Origin of the sequence: Nocardia sp. NPDC057353 (assembly GCF_042667085.1) — a bacterium.
GTDB lineage: Bacteria > Actinomycetota > Actinomycetes > Mycobacteriales > Mycobacteriaceae > Nocardia.
In genome coordinates, this window is the sequence record NZ_JBHVAK010000042.1 from 25,626 (window position 1) to 48,335 (window position 22,710).

The 22,710-nt window shown below is 71.9% G+C and carries 20 protein-coding genes; 5 read left to right on the top strand and 15 right to left on the bottom strand.

The annotated features are described in order from the left end of the window. Positions 1-11: 11 nt before the first annotated feature. The 12 genes from ACFUUZ_RS21230 to ACFUUZ_RS21285 all read right to left on the bottom strand — a co-directional run bounded on the left by ACFUUZ_RS21230 (position 12) and on the right by ACFUUZ_RS21285 (position 12,921). A complete protein-coding gene (locus ACFUUZ_RS21230) occupies positions 12-1,358 on the bottom strand; it encodes a wax ester/triacylglycerol synthase family O-acyltransferase (RefSeq protein WP_378698744.1) in 1,347 nt (448 codons plus the stop codon). A gap of 58 nt (positions 1,359-1,416) precedes the next feature. Further along, complete coding sequence (locus ACFUUZ_RS21235) at positions 1,417-2,079, bottom strand: class I SAM-dependent methyltransferase (protein WP_378698746.1); 663 nt, start codon at positions 2,077-2,079, stop codon at positions 1,417-1,419. 15 nt (positions 2,080-2,094) lie between these two features. Beyond that, positions 2,095-3,249 (bottom strand): FAD-dependent oxidoreductase, encoded by a 1,155-nt coding sequence (locus ACFUUZ_RS21240; protein WP_378698748.1) that lies wholly within the window; start codon positions 3,247-3,249, stop codon positions 2,095-2,097. A gap of 2 nt (positions 3,250-3,251) precedes the next feature. After that, positions 3,252-4,139, bottom strand: a complete 888-nt coding sequence (locus tag ACFUUZ_RS21245; RefSeq protein ID WP_378698750.1) for a DUF1295 domain-containing protein — start codon at positions 4,137-4,139, stop codon at positions 3,252-3,254. A 91-nt stretch (positions 4,140-4,230) separates the two neighbouring features. Next, positions 4,231-5,415 carry an RNA polymerase sigma factor gene (locus tag ACFUUZ_RS21250; RefSeq protein ID WP_378698752.1) on the bottom strand — a complete coding sequence of 395 codons (1,185 nt, stop codon included), beginning with the start codon at positions 5,413-5,415 and terminating at the stop codon, positions 4,231-4,233. Then, complete coding sequence (locus tag ACFUUZ_RS21255) at positions 5,364-5,771, bottom strand: YciI family protein (RefSeq protein WP_378698754.1); 408 nt, start codon at positions 5,769-5,771, stop codon at positions 5,364-5,366. The genes ACFUUZ_RS21250 and ACFUUZ_RS21255 overlap by 52 nt, the downstream gene beginning before the upstream one ends. Positions 5,772-5,882: 111 nt before the next feature. After that, positions 5,883-9,434 (bottom strand): replicative DNA helicase, encoded by a 3,552-nt coding sequence (locus ACFUUZ_RS21260; RefSeq protein WP_378698756.1) that lies wholly within the window; start codon positions 9,432-9,434, stop codon positions 5,883-5,885. 686 nt (positions 9,435-10,120) lie between these two features. Continuing rightward, positions 10,121-10,576: a 50S ribosomal protein L9 gene (gene rplI / locus ACFUUZ_RS21265; protein WP_378698758.1), complete on the bottom strand. Its 456-nt coding sequence runs from the start codon at positions 10,574-10,576 to the stop codon at positions 10,121-10,123. Positions 10,577-10,591: 15 nt separating this feature from the next. Next, positions 10,592-10,843, bottom strand: coding sequence for a 30S ribosomal protein S18 (gene rpsR / locus ACFUUZ_RS21270; protein WP_378698760.1), 252 nt, complete (start codon positions 10,841-10,843; stop codon positions 10,592-10,594). Positions 10,844-10,899: 56 nt separating this feature from the next. Next, on the bottom strand, positions 10,900-11,466 hold the full coding sequence (locus ACFUUZ_RS21275) for a single-stranded DNA-binding protein (RefSeq protein WP_378698762.1): 567 nt from the start codon (positions 11,464-11,466) through the stop codon (positions 10,900-10,902). A 99-nt stretch (positions 11,467-11,565) separates the two neighbouring features. Next, entirely contained in the window at positions 11,566-11,856 is a 291-nt protein-coding gene (gene rpsF / locus ACFUUZ_RS21280; RefSeq protein WP_378698764.1) for a 30S ribosomal protein S6, read from the bottom strand. Between the two features lie 81 nt (positions 11,857-11,937). Beyond that, positions 11,938-12,921, bottom strand: a complete 984-nt coding sequence (locus tag ACFUUZ_RS21285) for an AraC family transcriptional regulator (RefSeq protein ID WP_378698766.1) — start codon at positions 12,919-12,921, stop codon at positions 11,938-11,940. Between the two features lie 35 nt (positions 12,922-12,956). Between ACFUUZ_RS21285 and ACFUUZ_RS21290 the strand changes: the two genes are divergently transcribed. Continuing rightward, positions 12,957-13,781 carry an LLM class flavin-dependent oxidoreductase gene (locus ACFUUZ_RS21290; RefSeq protein WP_378698768.1) on the top strand — a complete coding sequence of 275 codons (825 nt, stop codon included), beginning with the start codon at positions 12,957-12,959 and terminating at the stop codon, positions 13,779-13,781. Between the two features lie 59 nt (positions 13,782-13,840). Next, positions 13,841-15,199: a hypothetical protein gene (locus ACFUUZ_RS21295; protein ID WP_378698770.1), complete on the top strand. Its 1,359-nt coding sequence runs from the start codon at positions 13,841-13,843 to the stop codon at positions 15,197-15,199. On the opposite strand, the gene ACFUUZ_RS21300 is transcribed toward ACFUUZ_RS21295, so the two are convergent. The 3 genes from ACFUUZ_RS21300 to ACFUUZ_RS21310 all read right to left on the bottom strand — a co-directional run bounded on the left by ACFUUZ_RS21300 (position 15,129) and on the right by ACFUUZ_RS21310 (position 17,740). Then, complete coding sequence (locus ACFUUZ_RS21300) at positions 15,129-15,758, bottom strand: Tellurium resistance (RefSeq protein ID WP_378698772.1); 630 nt, start codon at positions 15,756-15,758, stop codon at positions 15,129-15,131. The genes ACFUUZ_RS21295 and ACFUUZ_RS21300 overlap by 71 nt on opposite strands. Before the next feature lie 126 nt (positions 15,759-15,884). Next, a complete protein-coding gene (locus ACFUUZ_RS21305; RefSeq protein ID WP_378698774.1) occupies positions 15,885-17,030 on the bottom strand; it encodes a DUF475 domain-containing protein in 1,146 nt (381 codons plus the stop codon). Positions 17,031-17,164: 134 nt separating this feature from the next. Further along, positions 17,165-17,740 carry a TerD family protein gene (locus ACFUUZ_RS21310; RefSeq protein ID WP_378698776.1) on the bottom strand — a complete coding sequence of 192 codons (576 nt, stop codon included), beginning with the start codon at positions 17,738-17,740 and terminating at the stop codon, positions 17,165-17,167. A gap of 130 nt (positions 17,741-17,870) precedes the next feature. Between ACFUUZ_RS21310 and ACFUUZ_RS21315 the strand changes: the two genes are divergently transcribed. The 3 genes from ACFUUZ_RS21315 to ACFUUZ_RS21325 are packed head-to-tail and all read left to right on the top strand — an operon-like array spanning position 17,871 to position 22,679. Beyond that, positions 17,871-19,085: a hypothetical protein gene (locus ACFUUZ_RS21315; protein ID WP_378698778.1), complete on the top strand. Its 1,215-nt coding sequence runs from the start codon at positions 17,871-17,873 to the stop codon at positions 19,083-19,085. 13 nt (positions 19,086-19,098) lie between these two features. Next, positions 19,099-20,310, top strand: a complete 1,212-nt coding sequence (locus tag ACFUUZ_RS21320; RefSeq protein WP_378698780.1) for an HpcH/HpaI aldolase/citrate lyase family protein — start codon at positions 19,099-19,101, stop codon at positions 20,308-20,310. After that, complete coding sequence (locus ACFUUZ_RS21325; RefSeq protein WP_378698783.1) at positions 20,307-22,679, top strand: phosphoribosyltransferase; 2,373 nt, start codon at positions 20,307-20,309, stop codon at positions 22,677-22,679. Before ACFUUZ_RS21320 ends, ACFUUZ_RS21325 begins: the two co-directional genes overlap by 4 nt. Positions 22,680-22,710: the final 31 nt, after the last annotated feature.

The following is a 22,710-nucleotide window of genomic DNA, read 5'->3' on the forward strand; positions in this document are numbered from 1 at the left end:
TACAGGGATGCTCAGGCGGTGGCGTGCTCCAGCTCTTTCAGCGCGGTCTCCAGGTGGTCGAGCATGCGCTCCAGGTCCGGCACCGTGCGGCGGCAGGCGACCAGCCCGAAGTCCAGGTTGTCGCCGGTGCCCGCCAGCGTGATGTTCATGGCCTGGCCGTCGAACGGGATGGAGAGCGGGTAGGCGGCGTCCAGCCGGGCGCCGTTCCAGTACAGCGGCTTCCTGGTGCCGGGCACGTTCGAGATCACCAGATTGAACGGCGGGCTGGTCCACGGAATCAGGCCGGGCACCAGCGTCACCGCCAGCGGGCTGAGCATGAGCGCCGAGACCGCCATGGCCTGGATCGCCGAGAGCGAATCGTAGGCCGCCTTGCTGGCCCGCATGGACTCCGAGATCACCTGCAGCCGCGCCACCGGGTCGGTCCGGTCGGTGCCGAGGTTGCAGAGCATGGCGCCGACCTTCACGCCGTCGGAGTCGGGTTCGCCCGGCGAGCGCAGCGACATCGGCACCATGGCGATCAACGGCTTGTCCGGCAGCGCGTCGTGGTCGAGCAGGTAGGAGCGCACCGCGCCCGCCGACATGGCGAGCACCACGTCGTTCATGGTGGCCCCGGTCGCCTTGCGCACCTGCTGCAGCCGCTCCAGCGGCCAGGACCGGGCCGCGATCCGCCGCGCCCCGGCGATCGGCACGTTGAACATCGTGCGCGGGGCGTCGAAGGGCATCGCCACCTGCTGCTTCAGCACCGTCTTGCCGACCAGCCGCGCCAGCGTCGGCCCCGCCGCCATGGAGACCAGTTCGCGCGCGGCGCCGAAGACGCCGCCGCCCTTGGCCTCGCCGTCCTTCGTCCGCCGCGGGACGTTCCACGGCACGTTTCCCGGCTCGGTCGGGTCGAGCGCGAGGGTGCGCTGCAGCAGCCGCTGCGCCGTCACCCCGTCGATCAGGGCGTGGTGCATCTTCGAGTACATGGCGAAGCGGCCGTCGGCCAGCCCCTCGATCAGGTGGAACTCCCAGAGCGGGTGGTGCCGGTCCAGCAGCGCGCCGTGCAGCCCGGAGACCAGGTCGAGCAGCTCCGCCCGGCCGCCCGGCGTCGGTAGCCCGACCCGGCGGACGTGGTAGCTCAGGTCCGCCCGGTCGTCGTAGGTCCAGGCCGCGCGCGGCGCGCCGAAGATGGTGGCCGGACGTTTGCGGAAGCGCGGCTGCACGTCGTCGCAGTCGAGCAGGTGCGCGTGGATGGTCTGCGCGAACTCCCGCCCGACGCCCTCCGGCGGCTCGAAGATCTGCACCGACCCGACGTGCATGGGTTGCTCGCGGGATTCGGCCAGCAGGAAAACGGCGTCGATCGGTGCGATCAGTTCCATGCGTCGGCCCTTCGAACAGTGGTGGTGTGCACGGTCCGTGCGCCCACTGTGGTGGATATCACGTGCTCGGTTCGGATACCCGCGCGGCCCGCGCGGACACGTCGGGTTCGGCGCGCTCGGCCAGCAGGATCACCCCCCGGAACCGCTCCTTCGGGTACGGCTCGCGGACCAGCCAGGCGGTCGCCGTCAACCCGGCCGCGCTGAGCAGCGCGGCCAGCCGGTCCGGCGCCCAGCGGTACGCCCGGATCACCCGGTGGTCGAACGGGGTCGGCTGCGCGCCCGGCTCCTCCGCGAAGCAGCCGAGCAGCAGCTTCCCGCCCGGTGCGAGCGCGCGGGCGAACTCGGCGAACACCGCGGGCAGCCGGGTCGGCTCGATGTGGATGAACGAGTACCAGGAGACGATGCCGCCGAGCGTGCCGTCCGCGTGCGGCAGCGCGGTCAGGTCGCCGACGTCGAAGCGGATGCCGGGGTACTCGGACCGGGCGGTTTCGATCAATCGTTCGGACAGGTCGAGCCCCGAGATGTCGAGGCCGAGGTCGCGCAGGTGCGCGGTGATCCGGCCGGGGCCGCAGCCCGCGTCCAGCACCGGGCCGCGCACCTGCTCGGCGAAGGCGGTGAACAGGGCGCGGCCGTACCGGTCGGTGGCGACCTGGTCGCGGGTGACGTCGGTGTAGAGCTCGGCCACCGCGTCGTAGGCGGCGGCGACGGCGTTGTCTGGCACAGGTTTCCTCCGGGGTCAGTCCAGCGGCGCGTTGGCGCGGACCCCGCGATAGATACCCCATCGGATGATCAACGGCCGCAGCACCCGGTCCAGCGACCACCCGGGGAAGTGGAACGGCCGCCCGTTCGGGGCGAAGACGTCGAGGCCGTCCGGTTGCGGGCCGAGCACCGAACCCCAGCGGCGCCGCGGCGGCCGGTAGCGGCGCAGCTCCCGGCCCGCCGCCTCGGCGCGGATGTTGCGGGCCAGTAGCCCGTCGGCGCGGTTGCGCGCGGTGCTGCGCAGCGGGTCGGTGGCGGCGACATCGCCGATGGCGAAGACCCCGTGGTGGCCGGGGACGCGCAGCTCCGGTGTGGTGCGGACGAAGCCGTGCTCGTCGAGGAGCGCGGCGGGGAGCCAGCCGGTGTTCGGGGTGGTGCGGCCGACGGTCCAGAGCACGGCGTCCGCGGCGGTGTCCGGTTGGCCGGTCCGCCAGCGCACGGGTCCGGTGGTGATGGCGTCGGCCGGTTCGGCCGCGCGGTGGCCAGGGTGCAGCTCCACCCCGAGCTCGGTGAGGGTGCGCCGCAGCCGATCCCAGATGCGCGGGTGGTGTGCGGTGAGGGCGCGGTCGCGCGGGAAGTAGAGCGCGATCCGCTTCTCCGGCCAGGTGCGGGCCAGGTTGGCGGCGCTGCCGACCGCGGCCGCGCCGCCGCCGATCACCGCGATCGCGGCTGCCGCCCGCAGGAGTTCGTGGCCGTCCCGGATCGACCGCGCGACCTCGGCTTCCGAGCGCAGGTCGGGGACGCGCCAGAAGCCGTTGCGCACGCCGGTGCTGATCACCAGGGTGTCGAAGGGCTCGACGTGTTCCGCCCCGGCGGCGTTCTGGACCGTGACGGTCCTCGCGTCGAGGTCGGCGCCGGTCAGCGTGCCGTGCACGGTGCGGACCCGGTCCAGTCCGCGGAACCGGTCGAACGGAATCCAGTAGTCCCGCGCCCACTCCTGCGGGCGGGTCAGCCGAAAGCCCAGTTCCTGCCCGCTCACCAGCCCGGGAGCAGCGGAGATGCCGACCACCTCGAAGTGCCGGGCCAGCCGGATCGCCGTGAGCACGCCGCTGTCCCCCAGCCCCGCGATCACGACCCGGCGGCGCCCGGTGCCGGGTCGCCGGTGGGGCAGCGCGCCGCGCGCTCCGCCCACCGCTACCCCCGCCGCGGCGGGCGCGGCACGAACCGCGGCACCTGTTCGAGCACAGCGCCGTACTCCGGCCTCCGCTCCAGGCTGCGCTCCTCCATCATCGGAATGCTCGCACCGAGGAACATGGCCAGCATCGCCCCGGCTCCGATCCACAGCCACCAGAACTCGCCCGGCGCCGCCGCGATCCCGAACAGCGCCATCGCCACCCAGAACCCGAACTCGCCGAAGTAGTTCGGATGCCGCGACCACCTCCACAGCCCGCGATCCATGACCTGCCCCGGCTGCCGGTCCCGCGCGAACCGCCGCAGCTGCCCGTCCGCGGCCAGCTCCAACCACACCGCCGCCAGCCCGACCACCACCGCCACGCCGGTCAGCCAGGCCAGGTCGTCGCCGGTGCGGGTGACCGCCACGTACACCGGCAGCATCCCGGCGAAGACGATCACCGTGGGAATCAAGTGGATGGGGAAGAGGTCGGCGAAGAACTCGCCGCGCCCGGCCCGCCCCCGCAGCAGCGGGTAGCGCCAGTCCTCGTGGTGCAGGCCGGGGAAGGAGAGCGCCCAGTTCACCGTCAGCCGGACCGCCCAGACGACCACCACCAGCGCGATCAGCGCGCACCGCACGGTGTCGGCGCCCGGCGTCTCCAGCCACCAGTAGAGCAGCAGCAGCGGCGGGATGACCGACCAGTACGGGTCGTAGAAGCTGGAATTCCCGAAGCCGCGGCTGAAGGCGAAGATCACCAGCGTGGCCAGGACATCCGCGATGAAGGTGTCCAGCCAGAGCTGCCCGGTCTCCGGCCCGGCGACCAGCCAGGCCGCCGCCACCGCGACGGCGAGTACATACGCCCCGGTCACCACCGCGAACGATCGAGCCCTGCTCGTCCGTACGGACTCCATCCCGGCCTCCCGCAGCGCCGTGCCGGCTCGACGGTGAACCGGCTGGAGCGGAAATGTAACACGTTTCAGTTGGCCAGTCCGGCGGTTCGCCTCAGGTGCGCCCGCGGCGCAGCTCGGCCGCCCGGCGGGTGAGGTGGTCGCGCTCGGCCACGATGTGCGCCGTGCCCGCGGCCTCGATGTAGAGCCGCACCGCCGTCTCGATCTCGCCCGCCTGTTCGTGCAGGTAGGCGGCGGAGGCGGTGTAGCGGGGGAGGCCGGGGTCCAGCTCGGCGAGCGCCGCCAGCCCGGCGCGCGGCCCGTCCGCCTGCCCGACCGCGACGGCGCGGTTGAGCCGCACCACCGGGCTGTCGGTGCACCGGAGCAGCTCGTCGTACCACTCCACGATCTGCACCCAGTCGGTCTCCGCGGCGGTCAGCGCGTCGGCGTGCAGCGCCGCGATCGCGGCCTGCGCCTGGAACTCGCCGAGCTCGTCCCTGGCCAGTGCCGCCTGCAGGATCTCGACCCCCTCGGCGATGAGGTCGCGCCGCCACCGGGTGCGGTCCTGCTCGGCCAGCGGAACCAGGCTGCCGTCCGCGCCGGTGCGGGCCTCGCGGCGGGCGTGGTGCAGCAGGAACAGCGCCAGCAACCCCGCTACCTCCGGCTCGTCGCTGACCGCGGCGAGCTGCCTGGCCAACCGGATCGCCTCCGCGGCCAGGTCGACATCGCCGCTGTACCCCTCGTTGAACACCAGGTACAGCACCCGCAGCACGGTCCCGAGATCGCCGGGGCTGTCCAGCCTGACCCCGCTCACCGTGCGCTTGGCGCGGCTGATCCGCTGCGCCATGGTCGCCTCCGGCACCAGGTAGGCCCTGGCGATCTGCGCCGTGGTGAGGCCGCCGACCGCGCGCAGCGTCAGCGCCACCGCCGACGCCGGCGTCAGCTTCGGGTGCGCGCAGAGGAAGTAGAGCCGCAGCGTCTCGTCGGTGCCGGCAGCGGGCTCCGGCGGAGGCTCGTCGAACACCGCGGCCTCGCGGTTGCGGCGCGCGGTGTCCGAGCGGGCGAGGTCGAGGAAGCAGCGCCACGCCGTGGTGATCAGCCAGCCCTTCGGGTCTTTCGGCGGCTTCTCCGGCCAGGTCTCGACCGCGCGGATCAGCGCCTCCTGCACCGCGTCCTCGGCCGTCGCGAAATCCGCCCCCCGGTGCACCAGCGCGGCCAGCACACCGGGGATCAGCTCGCGCAGCTCGTTCACTCGGTCGTCGGTCCGTGCGCGGTCATCAGCGGCCGGATCTCCAGCCACTCCTGCACCGGAATGCCGTCCTTGCCCGGCGCCGCGGAGAGCTCGCCCGCCAACTCCAGCGCCCGCTCGTACGAGTCGACGTCGATGATCATCCAGCCCGCGATCAGGTCCTTGGTCTCCGCGAACGGCCCGTCGGTGACCGGCGGCCGCCCCGCCCCGTCCGACCGCACCCAGGTGCCCTCCGCGGCCAGCGACTGCGAATCCACGTACTCGCCATTGCGCTCCAGCCTGCCCGCGAACTCCTCCATGTACCGCACGTGCGCCGTGATCTCCTCCGGCGTCCACCGGTCCATCGGCACGTCGTTCACCGCCGCCGGTGCGCCGCGGTAGTGCTTCAGCAGCAGGTACTTGGCCATCTCGTGCTCCTTCGTTCGGTTCGTGTACCCCTGGGACGGAGCCGATCGCACCTTCTCGACATCGCTGCCGATATTTCTTCGGAGGAGACCGTGGCGGGCCGAGCAGGTCGGTCAGCCGCGCGCCATATCCACGAACCGGCTCAGGTGCAGCTGGTGCGCCACCGTGATGGTCGCGGTCGGGCCGTTGCGGTGCTTGCCGAGGATGAGGTCGGCCTCGCCGCCGCGCGGGTCGTCGCGCTCGAAGGCGTCGGGGCGGTGCAGCAGGATGACCATGTCGGCGTCCTGTTCCAGCGAGTTGTGCAGCGCGACGCCGTTCGCCACGAAGTTGTGCGTGCCGGGCACCGTGCCGTCGAAGACGTCTTGTTCGCCCAGGCTGGTGATCTCGACGATGCGATCCCAGAACACGTCGTTGGTCGCCAGCATCTCGATGTCGGCGTCCTGCAGCACGTGCGCGACGCGGGCGAGCCTGGACCGGCTGGGCGAGTGCTTCCACATGGTCGAGCCGCAGAACCGGGAGTTCATCGCGGCCGAGAACTGGCGGTGGGTCATCTCCCTGGTGGCGAGCAGGGTGCGGACCTTGGACCACACCTCCTTCGGCACCGTGTCGACATTGGTGTTCGCGGTGAGCGGTGCCAGGTGGACGAGCGCCTGCTCGGCGGCGACCCCGCGGGCGCCGTGCACCCCGACGTCCCGCAGGAAGATCGTCTGGTTCTCCGAGCCGTCGACGGACAGATGCCAGCACGGTCGGTAGCCGGGCTTGCGCACCTGCTTGATCCGGCCGTGCACGCCGAGCCGGAGCAGCAGCTGCGCGATGTCGTCGACGAGCCGCCTGCTGGTCGAGGCGTAGTAGACGCGGGCCTGGTTGCCCTTGGCGTCCCAGCGCACCGACCCGTCGGTTGCCCACAGGTGCCGCAGGAACAGCGCGACCTGCTCGGTCGGCAGCGCGAAGACCGGCTCCGGGACGAACTTCTCGTAGCTGCGCAACCCGAACAGGCCGAGACCGTCCAGCCAGGCCGCGATCGGATTCCGCTTGCCGTGCGTGAGGCGGTGCGGCGCGGGCAGGCGCAGCGTGGTGACGCGCGCGGCCGGGTACTCGTCCCGCACGGCGGTCACGCCGAAGTGCTCCGCCGCCGTCGTCACCGCGGCCAGATTCTCCTCGTCGATGCTCGCGTACCGCACCGGCTGGCGACGCACGCACGAACCGTCTCCGATCATGTGCGCCAGCATGACGATCTCGGCTTCCGGCATGCGCCGGGCGTGCGCGGGTTCCGGGACGCGGCGCGGGGTGGCCAGCCGGTCACCGACGGCGAGCCGGTCCAGCGGGATCCACCCGTCGACCGTGAGGAACGGGTGGTTGCCGGTCGCCTCGACCTCGCGGCCCGAGGCCAGCCGCAGCCGGAAGACCTCCTTGCGCCCGCTGGGGAAGACCTTCACCATCGGCCGCGCCACCATGCGCATCCGCTCGTCCAGCGACCAGACCAGCGGCTGCTCCCCGGACTCGAGCAGCTCGCCCAGCGTGCTCTCCGCGCCGGTATCCGCCCGCAGCACCCGGGCCGAAGCAGGCAGGCATCCGGATTCGCGCAGGTCGGACACCATGGGGCGCTTGTCGGTGCGCTGCTCCGGACCACGGTTCAGCTGGCTGATCGCGACCACGGGAACCTCGAGTTCCTTGGCGAGCAGCTTGAGATTCCGGGAGAAGTCGGAGACCTCCTGCTGCCTGGACTCGACCTTCTTGCCCGAGGTCATGAGCTGCAGGTAGTCGACCACGACGAGCTTGAGGTCGTGCCGCTGCTTGAGCCGCCGCGCCTTGGCCCTGATCTCCATCATGGTGAGGTTCGGCGAGTCGTCCACGAAGAGCGGCGCCTCGCTGATCTCGCTCATCCGCCGCGCCAGCTTGGTCCAGTCGTCGTCGCTCATCCGCCCGGAGCGCATATCGCCCAGCTTGATCTTCGCCTCGGCGGAGAGCAGCCGCATCACGATCTCGGTGCGGCTCATCTCCAGCGAGAAGATCACGCTCGCCAGCCCGTTCTTGATCGAGCAGCTGCGCATGAAATCCATGCCGAGAGTCGAGTTGTGCGTCGGCACCATCGCGCGGCCCGCCAGGTACAGGTGCGCGGCGTTGTCGACCTCCACGCAGCGCACCGGGACGCTCGGGATCGGGCGGACGGCCACGATGTAGCGGTGGTCGGAGCGCGCGGTGCTCGCGCCCGCCCGGCGCTGCTTGTGCAGCAGCGCCTTCCGATGCAGGCCGAATACCTCGTCGTCGGTGGCGAAGGTGATGCTCCGGTCGGTGCCCGAGCGGACCTGGTAGCCCAAGCTCGCGAGGAGTTCAGCGACGTCGGCGGTGAGCCGCGCACTGGCCGCGCCGAACTGCACCGAGCCGTCGGCGGTCACCGTGCCGCCGGTGTCCAGCAGCCCGCTCAGCAGGGCGCGCCGCTGTGCCTTGGACGCGCGCAGGTAGCGCGGTGGGACGTGGCTGTCACCCGGCACGCCTAGCGTCCGCAGTGGGGCCTGCCCGGCCGCGGAATTTTCGCCTTCGATCCGAACTGCGATCTCCGGGTCGGTGCTGGGCAGGGCGGCGCTTCCGAAACCGAGCCATGCGCCGAGCGTGTAGGGCGGCACGGGCAGGTCGGCGGGGGGGAGGTCGAGGGGGCGGGCGGTACGGACGGAGTGGTCGACGCGGAGGGTGGCGGCGATCTCGGCGGTGGTGCGGACCGCGGCGGCGGTGCGGGGGGAGCGCCGGGAGGCGCGGGTGTCGGTGAGCCACTGGTGCTGTTCATCGGCGACCAGCACGGTGCCGTCGGAGAACTCGACCTCGTAGCAGGGCCTGCCGTGCAGCACCTCGGTCGCGGCGACCACCCGGGTAGGCCTGCCGTCGGCGTCGAGCAGGAGGTCACCCGGCTGCACCTCGCCCATGGTGGTCCAGCCGGTGGGTGTGGGCAGGGGGGTGTCGAGGGCGAGCGCCTTGCCCACGCCGGGGCGGGCGGCGACGATGATCATCTGACCCGGGTGCAGCCCGTTGGTCACCTCGTCGAGCTCGGAGAACCCGGTGGGGACGCCGAGCGAGATGCCGCCGCGGCTGGCGATGGAGTCGATCTCGTCCATCGTGGGCTGCAGCAGCTCCTCGAGCGGGAGGAAGTCCTCGGTGGTGCGGCGCTCGGTGACCTCGTAGACCTCGGCCTGGGCGCGGTCGACGACCTCGGCGACGTCCTGGCCGTCGGCGCCCGCGTAGCCGTACTGGACGATCCTGGTGCCCGCCTCGACGAGGCGGCGCAGCACGGCCTTCTCGGCGACGATCTCGGCGTAGTAGCCGGCGTTGGCGGCGGTCGGCACGGTCTGGGTGAGGGTGACCAGGTAGGGCGGGCCGCCGATGCGCTTGAGCTCGCCGCGGCGGTCGAGCGCGGCGCTGACGGTGACCGGGTCGGCGGGCTCGCCGCGGCCGTAGAGGTCGAGCACGGCGTCGTAGATGGCCTGGTGCGCGGGGCGGTAGAAGTCGCCGGGGCGGATCACCTCGACGACGTCGGCGATGGCGTCCTTGCTGAGCAGCATGCCGCCGAGCACCGACTGCTCGGCCGCCATGTCGTGCGGCGGCTGCCTGCCGAAATCCTCGCCGGGCGCCTCCGGTGGGTACTCGGAGTGTCCGCGGTCGTCGACGACTGCCATCCGACTCGACCGTCCTTCCTCCGCACGAGCGCGGCCCGTGAACCTACCTGTACTGGTCCGCGTCTGCCTCGGTTGTACCGCGTGGGTACGACAGGTCGCGGCTCGGCGCGCCGGGCGCCGCACCGCGGGAACCGGGTGCCAGTTACCGCCGTGACAGCGCCGTCCCGGCCGTCGGGAACGGCCTCGGCGACGAACCTAGGCGACCGCTCCGGCCTGCGCCAAGCCGCCGTGGGGATAAACCTGTGGATAACATGGGGACTGTTAACTCTTGGATGTGCACCCCCTGTGGATAACTTGGGGAAAACGCAGGTGGCAGCAGGAAAGTGCCCAGATAAACGGCGGTTTACGGGCTCGCACAGGTGTGGATTGAATTCACTGCGGCGTGTCGGTGCAGATGAACAGCCGGGCGTGTTGGGTGAACGGCACATGTGGAAAACATGACCTGAGTCACAGGAAAGCCGGTCGGTTTCAGCGGTAATCCACAGGGCGATCCCGCACTGGGGAATGTGTGCAGGTGAATCGGCCGGGAAGGTTCCGCGCGGTAACACCGACGGCGAGGCTAATTCGGCGCAATCGCACAGTGTGGCGGGATTCGCGCCGACACTCGCGGTGGAATAACCGAACCGCACGCACAGCCAGGCCGTCCCCGAAACAACTCCGGGAACGGCCTGGCCGAGAAGCGCGAATCAGCTCGCGGCGACGACCTCGACATCGAGCTTGGCGGCCACGTCGGGGTGCAGGTGCACCACGATGCCGTGCTTGCCGGTGCTCTTGATGTGCGACTTCGGCAGCTCGATGCTGCGCTTGTCGATCACCGGGCCACCCGCGGTCTTGATGGCCGAGGCCACGTCGGACTGGGTGACCGAGCCGAAGAGCTTGCCGGTGCCCGCGGTCTTGACCGACAGGGAGACCCCGGTCAGCCCCTCCAGGGCCTGCTTCAGCTCGTTGGCGTGATCGAGGTCGCGCACCCGGCGGGCGTCCTGCGCCCGGCGGATGCCCTCGACCTGCTTCTGCGCACCGCGGCTGGCGACGATCGCCAGGCCGCGCGGCAGCAGGTAGTTGCGGCCGTAACCGTCCTTGACCTCAACGGTGTCGCCGGGGGCACCGAGGTTGTCCACGTCAGCGGTAAGAATCAACTTCATCTGCGTGCCTCCTTCTCAGCGAGCGGTGGACACGTAAGGCAGCAGCGCCACCTCACGCGAGTTCTTGACGGCGACCGCGACATCCCGCTGGTGCTGGACGCAGTTGCCGGTCACCCGGCGCGCGCGGATCTTGCCGCGATCACTGACGTACTTGCGCAGCAGCGTCGTGTCCTTGTAGTCGATATTGACGGTGCCGGTCTTGCTGTCCTTGCAGAACTGGCACGCCTTCTTCTTCAGCACCTTTTCGCGCGCGGGCGCTTTCGGCATCGTCTTCTACTCCGTTTTCATGTGGCCCGAGTCCGCTCGGGCCGGGAAGCCGTTCCTCAGAACGGCGGTTCGTCATCCATGCGGCCGCCGCCCCCGAAGGAGGAGCCTGCCGCGGGCGCGCTGCCCCACGGGTCGTCGTCGGCGCTGTTGTTGCCGCCGCCGCTGCCGCGGTTGCTGCTGCCGCCCCCGCTGTTCGCGTTGTTGTATCCGCCGCCACCACCGGAGCCGCCGCCGAAACCGCCGCCGCCGCCACCGCCGCGGCTGGTCTTGTTGACCTTGGCCGTCGCGTACCGCAGGGACGGGCCGACCTCGTCGACCTCGAGCTCGACGACGGTGCGCTTCTCACCCTCGCGGGTCTCGTAGGAGCGCTGCTTGAGCCGCCCGCTGACGATCACCCTGGCACCCCTGGTCAGGCTCTCGGCGACATTCTCCGCCGCTTCCCGCCAGATGTTGCAGCGCAGGAAGAGCGCCTCGCCGTCTTTCCACTCGTTCGAATTGCGATCGAACACGCGGGGGGTGGAGGCGACGGTGAAGTTCGCCACCGCCTGGCCCGCGGGCGTGAATCGGAGTTCGGGGTCGGCCGTCAGGTTTCCGATGACGGTGATGACCGTGTCGCCTGCCATTGTGGTTCCTCCTGGAGAGGGGGGATCAGCGATTGCTCGCTCGGTTGCGCTAGAGCCTAGAGACAGGCACCGACGTTTTCCGAGGGGGCAGCGACGCGATTACTTCTTGCCGTGGCGCAGCACCTTGGTGCGCAGCACCGTCTCGTTCAGCCCCAGCTGGCGGTCGAGCTCGCTCACGGTCGAGGGCTCGGCGGTCAGGTCGACGATGGCGTAGATGCCCTCGGCCTGCTTGCTGATCTCGTAGGCGAGACGACGGCGGCCCCAGATATCGACCTTGTCGATCTTGCCGCCTTCGGTGCGGACGACGCTGAGCAGATTTTCCAGCGACGGGCCGACGGTGCGCTCATCCAGGCTCGGATCGAGGATGACCATCACTTCATATTGACGCACGGACCATTCACCTCCTGTGGACTCGAATCGGCCACGGACGTTCCGTGGCAGGAGGGTCGTTGCGTCAGCAACCCGGCAAGGCTACCCGACCGGGCCCTGACCGGCGAAATCGATCCCTCGCCTGCGGTAGCGGCCGGGCGCGGTGCCGTACGCGCGCTTGAACGCCTTGGCGAAGGCGAACTCGGAGGTGTAGCCGACCGCGCGGGCGACCGCGGTGAGCGTGGCGTCCGATTCGCGCAGCATCCCGGCCGCGGTGAGCAACCGCCAGCGGGCGACGTAGGCCAGCGGCGGCTCCCCGACGGTGGCGGTGAAGCGCCTGGCCATGGTCGCCCTGGAGACCCCGGCGCAGGCACCGAGCGCGGTCACGGTCCACGGCCGCGCGGGGGCGGCGTGGATGGCGTGCAGCGCGGCCGAGACGACGGGGTCGGCGAAGGCGGCGGCCCAGCCCGCGGGGCGTCCGGCCGCGGCCTGCTCGGCGAGCCAGGCGCGCAGGATGTGCAGCAGCATGGTGTCGAGCAGCGCGGGGATCGCGGCGTCGGCGCCCGGCCTGCGCTCGGTGATCTCGGCGAGCAGCAGCTCGACCGTGGCGTTCAGGGCGCGGTGCCGCTCCGGGGTGGCGGGCAGGTGGACGAACTCGGGGATCCCCGCGAGCAGCGGGTGGGTCCGGCCGCGGTCGAGTTCGTAGGCGCCGCAGAGCAGGATGCAGCGGTCGCCCGGACCCGTGACGATCCGTGGCTCGCCCGGGTGCGCGGTTTCGGTGATCGGCGAGTCCGCGGCGTCGGCGAGGTCGTGGTCGGCGCCGCGGGGCAGGAAGAGCACGTCGCCGGTGCGCAGCGGGATCGGGTCGGTGTGCGCGGCCGCGAGGACGCAGGAGCCGTCGACGACGACGTGGAACCCCGCGCCGGGCACCACCGGGTAGCGCCTGCCCCACGGGGCGTGCCGGACGAAGAGCCCGGCGGCGGGGCGGCCGGTGCGCGCCGCCGCGATCAGCCCGGAGACCGGGTCGAGGCCGGACGGCTCGGTGAAGGTGAGCGTTCCAGACAGGAAATCGAGCGTCGACGGCATGGGAACACTCTCCCACCCGGCTTACCGTCGAGGCCATGAGCACACAGAACGCCCCCGAGATCGGGGTTTTCCTGCCGACCTCGACGCCGGACCCGGAGCGGCCGATCATCGGCGACGTGGTCGCCGCGGCGCGCACCGCCGACCGGCTCGGCCTGGACGCGGTGTGGGCCACCGACCAGCTGGTGGCGCGGGCGCCGATCCTGGACGGCGCCGTCGCGCTGGCGGCCGCGGCCGCGGTCACCGAGCGGGTGCGGCTCGGCTGGGGCGTGCTGATCCTGGCGCTGCGGCCACCGGTGGTGGTGGCCAAGCAGGTCGCGGCGCTGCAGCAGGTTTCGGGGAATCGGCTGCTCCTCGGCGTCGGCACCGGGAACACCGCGCACGGCGACGGCTCGTGGCGGGCGGTCGGGGTGCCAGCGGGGGAGCGGGCGGCGCGCACCGACGCGGCGCTCGCGCTGCTGCCCGACCTGATCGAGGGCAGGCCGGTCACCGCCTACGGCGAGCCGATCGCGCTGGCGCCCGCCGCGCCGATGCCGCCGCTGGTGGTGGCCGGGGAGGTGCGGGCCGCGCGGCGCCGTGCGGTGCGGTTCGGGGCCGAATGGCTGAGTCTGCGGCCCGAGCTCGGCGCGCTCGAGCGGGGGATCGCGGAGCTGCGCGAGCTCGCCGCCGAGCTCGGGCGGGAGGTTCCCGCGGTCGCGCTGGTGGCGCCGCTCAGCCAGGACGGCCCGGACGCGACCACCGAGCAGGCCGCCGCCTTCGCCGCCGCCGGGGTGCGCAGGCTGCTGCTCAGCCCGACCGGCGCGGACACCGAGGCCGACTACGCGCACGCCGCCGAGGTCCGCCGCCGCCTCCGGGCGGGGTGAACGCCCTGCGGTGGGGACGAGCCCGTCCCCACCGGAACCCCTCCTCTAGGGTGGGTTCCATGCCGATCGGACGCCGGGTCAGCCGCCGTGCGGCCCTCGCGACGACGGTGCTGCTGCTCTGCGCCCTGACCCTCGTGCTCGGCTACCTGAACAAGGCCAGGTGCGCGGGCCCGCCGTTCGGCGCGGACGGCCGCAGCGCGGTGTTCGACATCGCCAAGGACACTGAGGTCTGCTACTCCGACATCCAGTTCCTCTGGCTGGGCCGGGACATCGACAACCACGTCTTCCCCTACATCCACGGCGCGATCACCCCGGACGGCGCGCTGATCGGCGGCGTGGTGGAGTACCCGGTGCTGAGCGGGGTGCTGATGTGGCTCGGAGCGATCCCGGCGCAGACCGACGCCGACTTCCTGCGCTGGTCGGCGCTGCTGCTCGCGCCGTTCGCGCTGCTCACCGCCTGGATGCTGGCCCGGATGGCGGGCGCGGCCGCGCTGCTGTGGGCGATCGGGACTCCGCTGCTGCTCTACGCCTTCCACAACTGGGAGCTCCCCGTGGTCTGCACGGCGGTGGCGGCGGTCTACGTCGTCACGGTGCCGCGCTGGTCGCTGCGCACCCGCGGGGTGGTGGCCGCGGTGCTGCTCGGGCTCGGGTTCTGTCTCAAGCTGTATCCGGGCATCTTCGTGCTCCCGCTGATGGCGTACGTGCTCACCGGCGGCACGGGCGGGAAGCGGGACCTGCGCGGCGCGCTGCTCACCGGCGCCGCGGCGGCGGGCACCGTGCTGCTGGTGAACCTGCCGTTCGCGCTGGCCGGGTTCGAGGGCTGGCGGGCGTCGTTCGCCTTCCAGCAGCTGCGCCGGGCCGACATCACCACGAATTCGCTCTGGTACTGGGGGCTGCGCCCGCTCTACCCGGCGAGCAGCGCGGGCGAGGAGCGCTTCCAGGACGCGGTCTCGCTCGCCTCGCCCGCGCTGATCCTGGCCGCGTTCGCGCTGGCGCTCTGGCTGGGGTGGCGGCGCGCGCGGACCACCGGGGTGTACCCGTGGGTCGGCGTGAGCGGCGCGATGCTCTGCGGTTTCCTGCTCTTCCACAAGGTGCACAGCCCGCAGTACACGCTGTGGCTGGTGCCGTTCCTGGTGCTGCTGGTGGTGCCGTGGCCGCTGGTCGGCGCCTACCTGGTGGCGGATGTGGCGATCGGGGTCGGGGTCTTCCGCTACTTCGCCGCGCTCGGCACCGGCGACGGCGTCGAGCCGCTGGAGAACGTGGTGCAGTTCGGGGTGTGGGGGCGCGCGGTGCTGCTCGCGGTGTTCTTCGTGCTGTTCCTGCGGGCCGCGGTCCGCGACGACCTGGCTACTTCCGCGCCTCCCGCCACTGCATTCCCCAGCCGTACGCCTCGTCCAGCGCCTGCTGGGCCCCGTTGATGTAGTTCACCTCGCGGCGCACCGAGATCCGGCCGCCGGTATTGGTGAGCAGCGCGATGGCGCAGGAGCGGGCGTCGTCCACCGGCGAGTCCAGCCGCACCTCGACCTGCGGGCCGCTGGTCGGGACGAGCGTGACGGTGCCGTCCGCGGCCGCCCAGTTCGGGACGCCCTCGTAGATGAAGGCGTAGATCAGCACCCGGCGGAACTGCTCGGGGCGGCCCAGATCGATCCGCATGGTCTCGCCGCCGACCGAGCCGCCGCTGCGGTCGTCGCCGTCCAGCTCGATGAAGGGCGGCGCGTGCAGCGAGCCGTAGTTGTTGCCGAGCGCCTGCACGACGCCCTTGCTGCCGTCGGCGAGCTCGTACAGGCAGCCGAGGTCGAGGTCGATCGAGCGGCCGCGGCGGAAGAGCCGCGGCTTGCCGCTGGCCCAGCGCAGGTTGACCCGCAGAACCCCCTGCGCTTCCCCGGGTTTGGCGAGATCGACGCTGGGCGCCGCCTTCGAGAGCGTCACCTTGTTCTCCTCGACGCCGCCGGATCCGGCCCGGTTGTCGGCCGCCATCGCGATCCCCCTCCAACTCGACACGGTGGTCAGGTGGCACCGAGCCTAACGCGCGCGACCCCGGAAATGACCGGAGCGGCAGCGAAAATTCGCTGCCGCTCCGGGGCGGGTCGGAGGTGCGGGTGCTCAGGCGACCGGGCTGGTCTCCCGCTCGCCGCCGACCGCGGCGAGCGCCTTGCGGTTGCGGCGGACGCTGGACCAGAGCGCGGCGCCGATGAAGGCGACGCCGACCAGGCCGGTGATGATCTCGTTGATGTGCACGCCGATCGAGACCAGCAGGATGGTGGCGAGCGCGCCGATGGCCCAGTGCGCGCCGTGCTCGAGGTAGACGTACTCCGAGAGCGTGCCCTGGCGGACCAGGTAGACGGTGATCGAGCGGACGAACATGGCGCCGATCAGGCCGAGGCCGAGCGCGATGATGATCGGGTCGGCGGTGATGGCGAAGGCGCCGATGACGCCGTCGAAGGAGAACGAGGCGTCCAGGACTTCCAGGTAGAGGAAGAGGAAGAAGCCCGCCTTGCCGGTGGCCTTGGCCAGATCCGAGGGGCCGCTCTTGTCGACCGGTTTGCCTTCGAGCTCCTTGCCCGCGGTGTCGAGGTCCTCCTCGAACTCCTCGGTGTGGAACATCGAGCCGAGGCCGTCGACGGCGATGTAGGTGATCATGCCGAGCAGCCCGGCCAGCAGCACGGTGGCGCGGTCCTCGTCGTGGGCGAGGAACTCGGAGGTGAGCACGAGGGCGATGCCCGCGACCACGACCGAGAGCATGTCGAGCTTGCCCGCCTTGGCCAGCGGGCGCTCGATCCAGGAGAGCCAGGTGATCTCGCGCTCGGCGAAGATGAAGTTCAGGAAGAGCAGCGCGAGGAACATGCCGCCGAAGGCCGCGATCTGCGGGTGCGCGTCGGTGATCAGCGTCTCGTAGCTGGGGCTGCCGTCCGGGAAGTAGGCGGCGTCGTCCGCGGGCGGGTTCAGCGCCAGGTCGAAGGCCTCGACCGGGTTGAGCCCCGCGGTGACCCAGATAATGGCCAGCGGGAACAGCAGCCGCATGCCGAACACGGCGATGAGGATGCCGATGGTGAGGAAGATCTTCTGCCAGAATTCACTCATCCGCCGCAGCACCGTGGCGTTGATGACGGCGTTGTCGAAGGAGAGCGATACCTCGAGGATGCCGAGGATGGCGCAGAGGAACAGTGCGGTGGGGCCTCCGTAGAGGAAGGCCGCAACCAGTGACAGCACTGTGATGAGGCCGGAGAGGCCGAATATGCGCAGGACCACCGGTGGGACCTTTCGTTGTCGGAGCCGTACTTCGCCGCCGTTCAGCGTGAACGCGCCGCTGGGCATTGTCCACCGGGGGCGGTATCGCACGAGAAGGGGGCCCGTTTCCGGGCCCCCTCACACGTGGTCGTTCGTCAGACGTTCACGCCGTAGTCACGCGCGATGCCGGACAGGCCGGAGGCGTAGCCCTGGCCGATGGCGCGGAACTTCCACTCGGCGCCGTTGCGGTACAGCTCGCCGAAGACCATGGCGGTCTCGGTGGAGGCGTCCTCGGACAGGTCGTAGCGGGCCAGCTCCTCGCCGTTGCTGCGGTCCGAGACCCGGATGTACGCGTTGCGCACCTGGCCGAAGGACTGCTGGCGGGTCTCGGCGTCGTAGATCGAGACCGGGAAGACGATGCTCTCGATGTTCGCCGGGGTGTTGGCCAGGTCGACGTTGATGACCTCGTCGTCGCCCTCGCCCTCGCCGGTGCGGTTGTCACCGGCGTGCTCGATCGCACCCTCCGGGGACTTGAGGTTGTTGAAGAACACGAAGTGCTGGTCGGACACGACCTTCTTGTCCGCGCCGGTCGCGATCGCGCTGGCATCCAGGTCGAAGTCGGTGCCCGTGGTGGTCCGAACGTCCCAGCCGAGGCCGACCGCGACGGCCGTCAGGTTGGGGGCTGCCTTGCTCAGCGAAACGTTGCCGCCCTTGGACAAACTGACACCCATGCGGGAATCCCTTTCGATGGTCGGTGTGTGACCCCGACATGTCCGAATCGCCGGGTACGCCATCGACACTAGTAGGTTTCGGCGAACTTGCGTAGGAACCAGGCAGACGGGGATCTCCTACGATCGGGGCGTGGCAGGCCGCAGGCGTGGATGGTTCCGCTCGTCGGGGCGGAACGAATGGATCGAGCAGGCTCGCACCGGTCTGGTCGCGGCCTTCCTCGACATGGACCGGAGGCAGAGCGCGGCCGATTCGGCGGTGCACGCGGTCGCGGAGGTGCGGCCGGACCCGGCGCTCGCCAGGGGCTGGGAACCGGTCCGCAACCGCTGCTACGCGGCGGCGGAGGCGTATCTGGCCCTGAACGACGACCTGGACGCGGCCGAGCGGGACGACACCCAGGTGCCTGGCGGCGCCGTGCGCGCCGAGCAGGTCACCAGGCAGCTGGCCGAGGCGGCGCGCGCGGTGGACGAGTTCTGGAACGCCAACCGGGCCCGGCTGGAGGACGCGGTGGCGGTGCTCGGCGCGGTGCCGCGGTTCGCCGAGGAGGTGCGGGCCGAGGCGGAGCGGGTGCTCGCCGCCGCCGCGAGCTCGGAGTACGCCGGGTACCGCTCGATTCGCTCCGGGGTCGCGGCGGTGGATGAGGCGCTGCTCACACTCGCCGCGGCCACCACGGCCGGGCCGGGCCGGGTGCGCGCCGCCGCGGGGGCGCTGCGCGAGGTGACCGCGCTGCTGTCGGAAGCATTGGCGCAGGCCCCTTCTCGCCGCGGCGCCGCGGCCAACGCGATCGCCTCGGTGACCACCAGGATCGCCGCGGTGCGGACCAGGGCCGAGGGGCTGGCCGCGGCCTACTCGGCGCTGCTGCGCGAGTTCAACGCTGCGAGTTCCGCCGATCTGACCAACAATGAGCGGGAGAGCCAGCAGGCCGTCGCCGCCGCTGCCACCGCACTCGCCGGTGCCAGGGCGGCGGCGGCCGAGCACGATCCGGAGACCGCGCTTGAACTGACCACTTCCGCGCGCGCCAGCCTGGCCGCGGCCGAGCAGCAGGTGGATGCCGTCACCCGGCGACTCGCCCTGCTGCGCGAGGTCGCCGCGAACCCGAATCAGAAGGCCGAGGCCGTACGATTCCGGCTGCGGGACGCGCAGATGCTCGCGGTGAGCCGGGGGCTCGTCGCCGAATGGGGTTCGGTACTCGATGCCCAGATCGACCGGATCGATCGTGCCGTCGCCGCGTTGACCGGTAGGCACCCGAACTACTGGGCATACGTCACAGAGCTCGACACCATCGCCGAATTCATCGCAGGCGTGGTGGATCGAATGCGGAAAGAACCAGGACAACGACGAGGATGAGGACGGGGCCGCGATGACCGCGAGCGTTGCCGTCGCGCAGGAGGTCTCCCTGCGCAAACGGAAGCCGCTGTGCCACTTCCGGCAACTGCCCGCGGGGCGGGCGCCGGAGCTGTTCCACCGGCGGCCGCAGCCGTTCGGCGACAGCGACGAGCGGGAACTGCTCGCCATCGCGCTCGGCGCGACGCTCTACGCCCCGGCGACCAGGGTCGACCTGGCGGCCACCATCCGGCGCCGCGGTGCGCGCGGCGTCTGCTCGATGGTGATCGACCTGGAGGACGCGGTCGCCGACCACGAGGTGGAGCTGGCCAAGGCGCAGGCCGTCGCGGTGCTGGACGAGCTGGCGGGCGACCCCGACCCGAACCCCATGCTCTTCGTCCGGGTGCGCGACGCCGCCACCATCACCGAGCTCGCCGACGCGCTCGGCCCCGGCGCCGCCGTGCTCACCGGCTTCGTCTTCCCCAAGTTCGACAGCCGCTCCGGGCCCTCGTACTTCGCCGCGCTGGCGGCGGCGACGCACCGCCTCGGCCGGACCGTGTACGCCATGCCGGTGCTGGAATCGGCGGCGCTGGTGCACCGGCAGACCAGGGACATCGAGCTCGGCCGGATCGCCGAGCTGCTGGCGGCGCACCGGGAGCAGGTGCTCGCGGTGCGGGTCGGCGCCACCGACATGTGCGCCACCTTCGGCATCCGCCGCGACCGCGACCTCACCATCTACGACGTCAGGGTGGTCGCCGACGTGATCGCCGACATCGTGAACTACCTGGGCCGCGCGGACGGCTCCGGCTTCGTGATCACCGGCCCGGTGTGGGAGTACTTCGCCGACCACGAGCGGATGTTCCGGCCGCTGCTGCGCACCGCGCCCTTCGAGGAGTCGGACGCGGTGAAGTTCCGGCAGTCCCTGGTGAGCCGGGACCTGGACGGGCTGCTCCGGGAGATCACGCTGGACCGGGCCAACGGCATCCACGGCAAGACGGTGATCCACCCGTCGCACGTGGCCGCCGTGCACGCGCTCTCGGTGGTGACGCACGAGGAGTACTCGGACGCGCAGGACATCCTGCGCGCCGACGTCGGCGGGGTCGCCGCCTCCGGTTACCGGAACAAGATGAACGAGATGCGCCCGCACCGCAGTTGGGCCAGGCAGACCGTGCTGCGCGCGCGGGTCTTCGGGGTGGCGAACAAGGGCGTCTCCTTCGTCGACCTGCTCACCGCGCTGGTGACCGAATGAGCGGGACCGCCGCGCGGCTCGGCTTCGAGGTGCACCACGAAGCGGGGGTCGAGGCCGCGGGCGCGCTGCCCTTCCCGGCCACCGTGCCCGCCCTGATCGAACCGGGGTTGCGCCGGGGCAACCCGCTCCGGGCGCACCTGCTCGTCTCCACCGTGCTCGGCAAGCACATCCCGACCGACCCCGCCGTCGTGCTCGGCGCGGGTGACCTTCTCGGCGACCTGGTGCGCGCCCGGCTCGGCGACGGCGACGCCGTTGTCCTCGGCTTCGCCGAGACCGCGACCGGGCTCGGGCACTGCGTCGCCGCCCGCATCGGCGCCAGGTGCTACCTGCACTCCACGCGCCGCGCGGTGCCGGGTGCGAGCACGCTCGCCGGTTTCGAGGAGGGGCACTCGCACGCCACCTCGCACCTGTTGCAGCCGGAGCCTGCCGGGGTCTTCGCCGAGGGGCTGCCGCTGGTGCTGGTCGACGACGAGATCTCCACTGGGAAAACGGCGCTGGAGGCGCTGCGCGCGCTGCACCGCTTCGCGCCGCGCACGCATTACGTGCTGGCCAGCCTGGTCGACATGCGCAGCCGGGAGGACCGGGCGAAGGTCGAGGCGGCCGCCGCCGAGCTGGGCGCCAGGATCGACACCGTGTGCCTGGCGGCGGGGCGCGCCGAGGTGCCCGCCGACCTGCCCGCCGCGGTGGCGGCGCTGCCCGAGCACCGGCTGAACCCGGTCGCCGAGCGGCGGGGTTCGGTGGCGCGGGTACGGCTGCCGTGGCCCGCCGGGGTTCCCGAGGGTGGGCGGCACGGTTTCCTGCGCGCCGACCGGGCCTGCTTCGAGGAGGCGCTGGCCGCGGCGGCCGCGGAGCTGCGCGGCGGGCTCGACCCCGCCCGCCCGGTCGTCGTGATCGGCCACGAGGAGCTCATGTACCTGCCGCTGCGGCTGGCCGGTGCGCTGGCCGCCGCGGGCATCCCCGCCCGGTTCCAGACCACGACGCGCTCGCCCGCCTACGTGTTGGACGAGCCGGACTACCCGCTGCGCCGCGGCTTCCGCTTCACGGCGCCGGAGCCGGACGACGCGCCGCGCTACCTCTACAACGCGGCCTGGCCCGGCGCCGACCCGCTGCTGGTCCTGGTGCTGGACGAGCCCGCGGAGACCCCCGCGCTCACCGCCGCGGGCGGGCTGCTCGACGTGCTCACCGCCGCGGGCGCCGACGTGCTGGTCGCGGTGCTGCCCGGCGCCGACCCCGGGGTGCTGCGCGCCGCCCGCGCGCTGCCCGAGCCGCTGTACGGCCCCGACTTCGGCTCGTACGCCGCCGACGAGGTGGCCTGGCTGCTGAAGGATCTCTCCGCGGTCGACCTGGAGGCCGACGTGGCCGAGCGGGAGCGCCGGATCCAGGCCGGGGTCGCGCACTACGCGGAGTCGCTGCCGATCGAGTTCCAGCCGGACGCCGCCTACCGCGAGCTCTTCGAGAAGGTGCTGGCCGACAGCGCCGAGCGGCTGGCGCTCGCCGTCGGCACGGTGGCCGAGCTGGTGGTCGCCGAGCGCGGCGACGACATCGTGCTGGCCTCGCTGGCCAGGGCGGGGACGCCGATCGGCATCCTCATGCGGCGCTGGCTCCAGCGCCGAGCCCCGGCGCTGGAGGTGCCGCACTACGCCGTGTCCATCGTGCGCGATCGAGGCATCGACGCAGTGGCGCTGGACTACCTGGCGGCGCACCACGACCCCGCCGCGGTGGTCTTCGTGGACGGCTGGACCGGCAAGGGCGCCATCGCCAGGGAGCTCACCGCCGCGCTCGACGCCTACCGCGCCGCCGGTGGGGCGCGCTTCGACGACGAGCTCGCGGTGCTCGCCGATCCGGGGCACTGCGTGCGCACCTTCGGCACCCGCGACGACTTCCTCATCGCCTCGGCCTGCCTGAACTCCACGGTCTCCGGGTTGGTCTCGCGGACCGTGCTGAACGCCGAGCTGATCGGCCCGCGCGACTTCCACGGCGCCAAGTTCTACCGGGAGCTGGCCGCGGACGACGTCTCCGGCAGGCTGCTCGACACGGTCACCGCCGCCTTCGACACCGTGCGGGACCGGGTGCCCGCCGAGGTGGCGGCGGTGCGGGCGGGCGACCGCACCCCGACCTGGACCGGGTGGGCGTCGGTGGAGCGGGTGCGCGCCGAGTACGGGATCGGCACGGTGAACTTCGTCAAGCCTGGGGTCGGGGAGACCACGCGGGTGCTGCTGCGGCGGGTGCCGTGGCGGGTGCTGGTGCGCGACCTCGAGGCGCCGGAGCACGCGCACATCCGGATGCTGGCCGCGGCCAGGGGCGTTCCGGTGGAGGTCGTGCCCGACCTGGCGTATTCGTGCATGGGATTGATCAAGGATGTGCAGTGAGTTCTGCTCTACCGGCCCTGGTGGCCACCGA

Excerpts from the sequence above, each read along its gene's own strand:
- ACFUUZ_RS21230 (WP_378698744.1), bottom strand. The coding sequence starts at position 1,358 with ATGGAACTGATCGCACCGATCGACGCCGTTTTCCTGCTGGCCGAATCC.
- ACFUUZ_RS21245 (WP_378698750.1), bottom strand. The coding sequence starts at position 4,139 with ATGGAGTCCGTACGGACGAGCAGGGCTCGATCGTTCGCGGTGGTGACC.
- ACFUUZ_RS21255 (WP_378698754.1), bottom strand. The coding sequence starts at position 5,771 with ATGGCCAAGTACCTGCTGCTGAAGCACTACCGCGGCGCACCGGCGGCG.
- ACFUUZ_RS21260 (WP_378698756.1), bottom strand. The coding sequence starts at position 9,434 with ATGGCAGTCGTCGACGACCGCGGACACTCCGAGTACCCACCGGAGGCG.
- rplI (WP_378698758.1), bottom strand. The coding sequence starts at position 10,576 with ATGAAGTTGATTCTTACCGCTGACGTGGACAACCTCGGTGCCCCCGGC.
- rpsR (WP_378698760.1), bottom strand. The coding sequence starts at position 10,843 with ATGCCGAAAGCGCCCGCGCGCGAAAAGGTGCTGAAGAAGAAGGCGTGC.
- ACFUUZ_RS21275 (WP_378698762.1), bottom strand. The coding sequence starts at position 11,466 with ATGGCAGGCGACACGGTCATCACCGTCATCGGAAACCTGACGGCCGAC.
- ACFUUZ_RS21285 (WP_378698766.1), bottom strand. The coding sequence starts at position 12,921 with ATGCCGTCGACGCTCGATTTCCTGTCTGGAACGCTCACCTTCACCGAG.
- ACFUUZ_RS21290 (WP_378698768.1), top strand. The coding sequence starts at position 12,957 with ATGAGCACACAGAACGCCCCCGAGATCGGGGTTTTCCTGCCGACCTCG.
- ACFUUZ_RS21295 (WP_378698770.1), top strand. The coding sequence starts at position 13,841 with ATGCCGATCGGACGCCGGGTCAGCCGCCGTGCGGCCCTCGCGACGACG.
- ACFUUZ_RS21300 (WP_378698772.1), bottom strand. The coding sequence starts at position 15,758 with ATGGCGGCCGACAACCGGGCCGGATCCGGCGGCGTCGAGGAGAACAAG.
- ACFUUZ_RS21310 (WP_378698776.1), bottom strand. The coding sequence starts at position 17,740 with ATGGGTGTCAGTTTGTCCAAGGGCGGCAACGTTTCGCTGAGCAAGGCA.
- ACFUUZ_RS21320 (WP_378698780.1), top strand. The coding sequence starts at position 19,099 with ATGACCGCGAGCGTTGCCGTCGCGCAGGAGGTCTCCCTGCGCAAACGG.
- ACFUUZ_RS21325 (WP_378698783.1), top strand. The coding sequence starts at position 20,307 with ATGAGCGGGACCGCCGCGCGGCTCGGCTTCGAGGTGCACCACGAAGCG.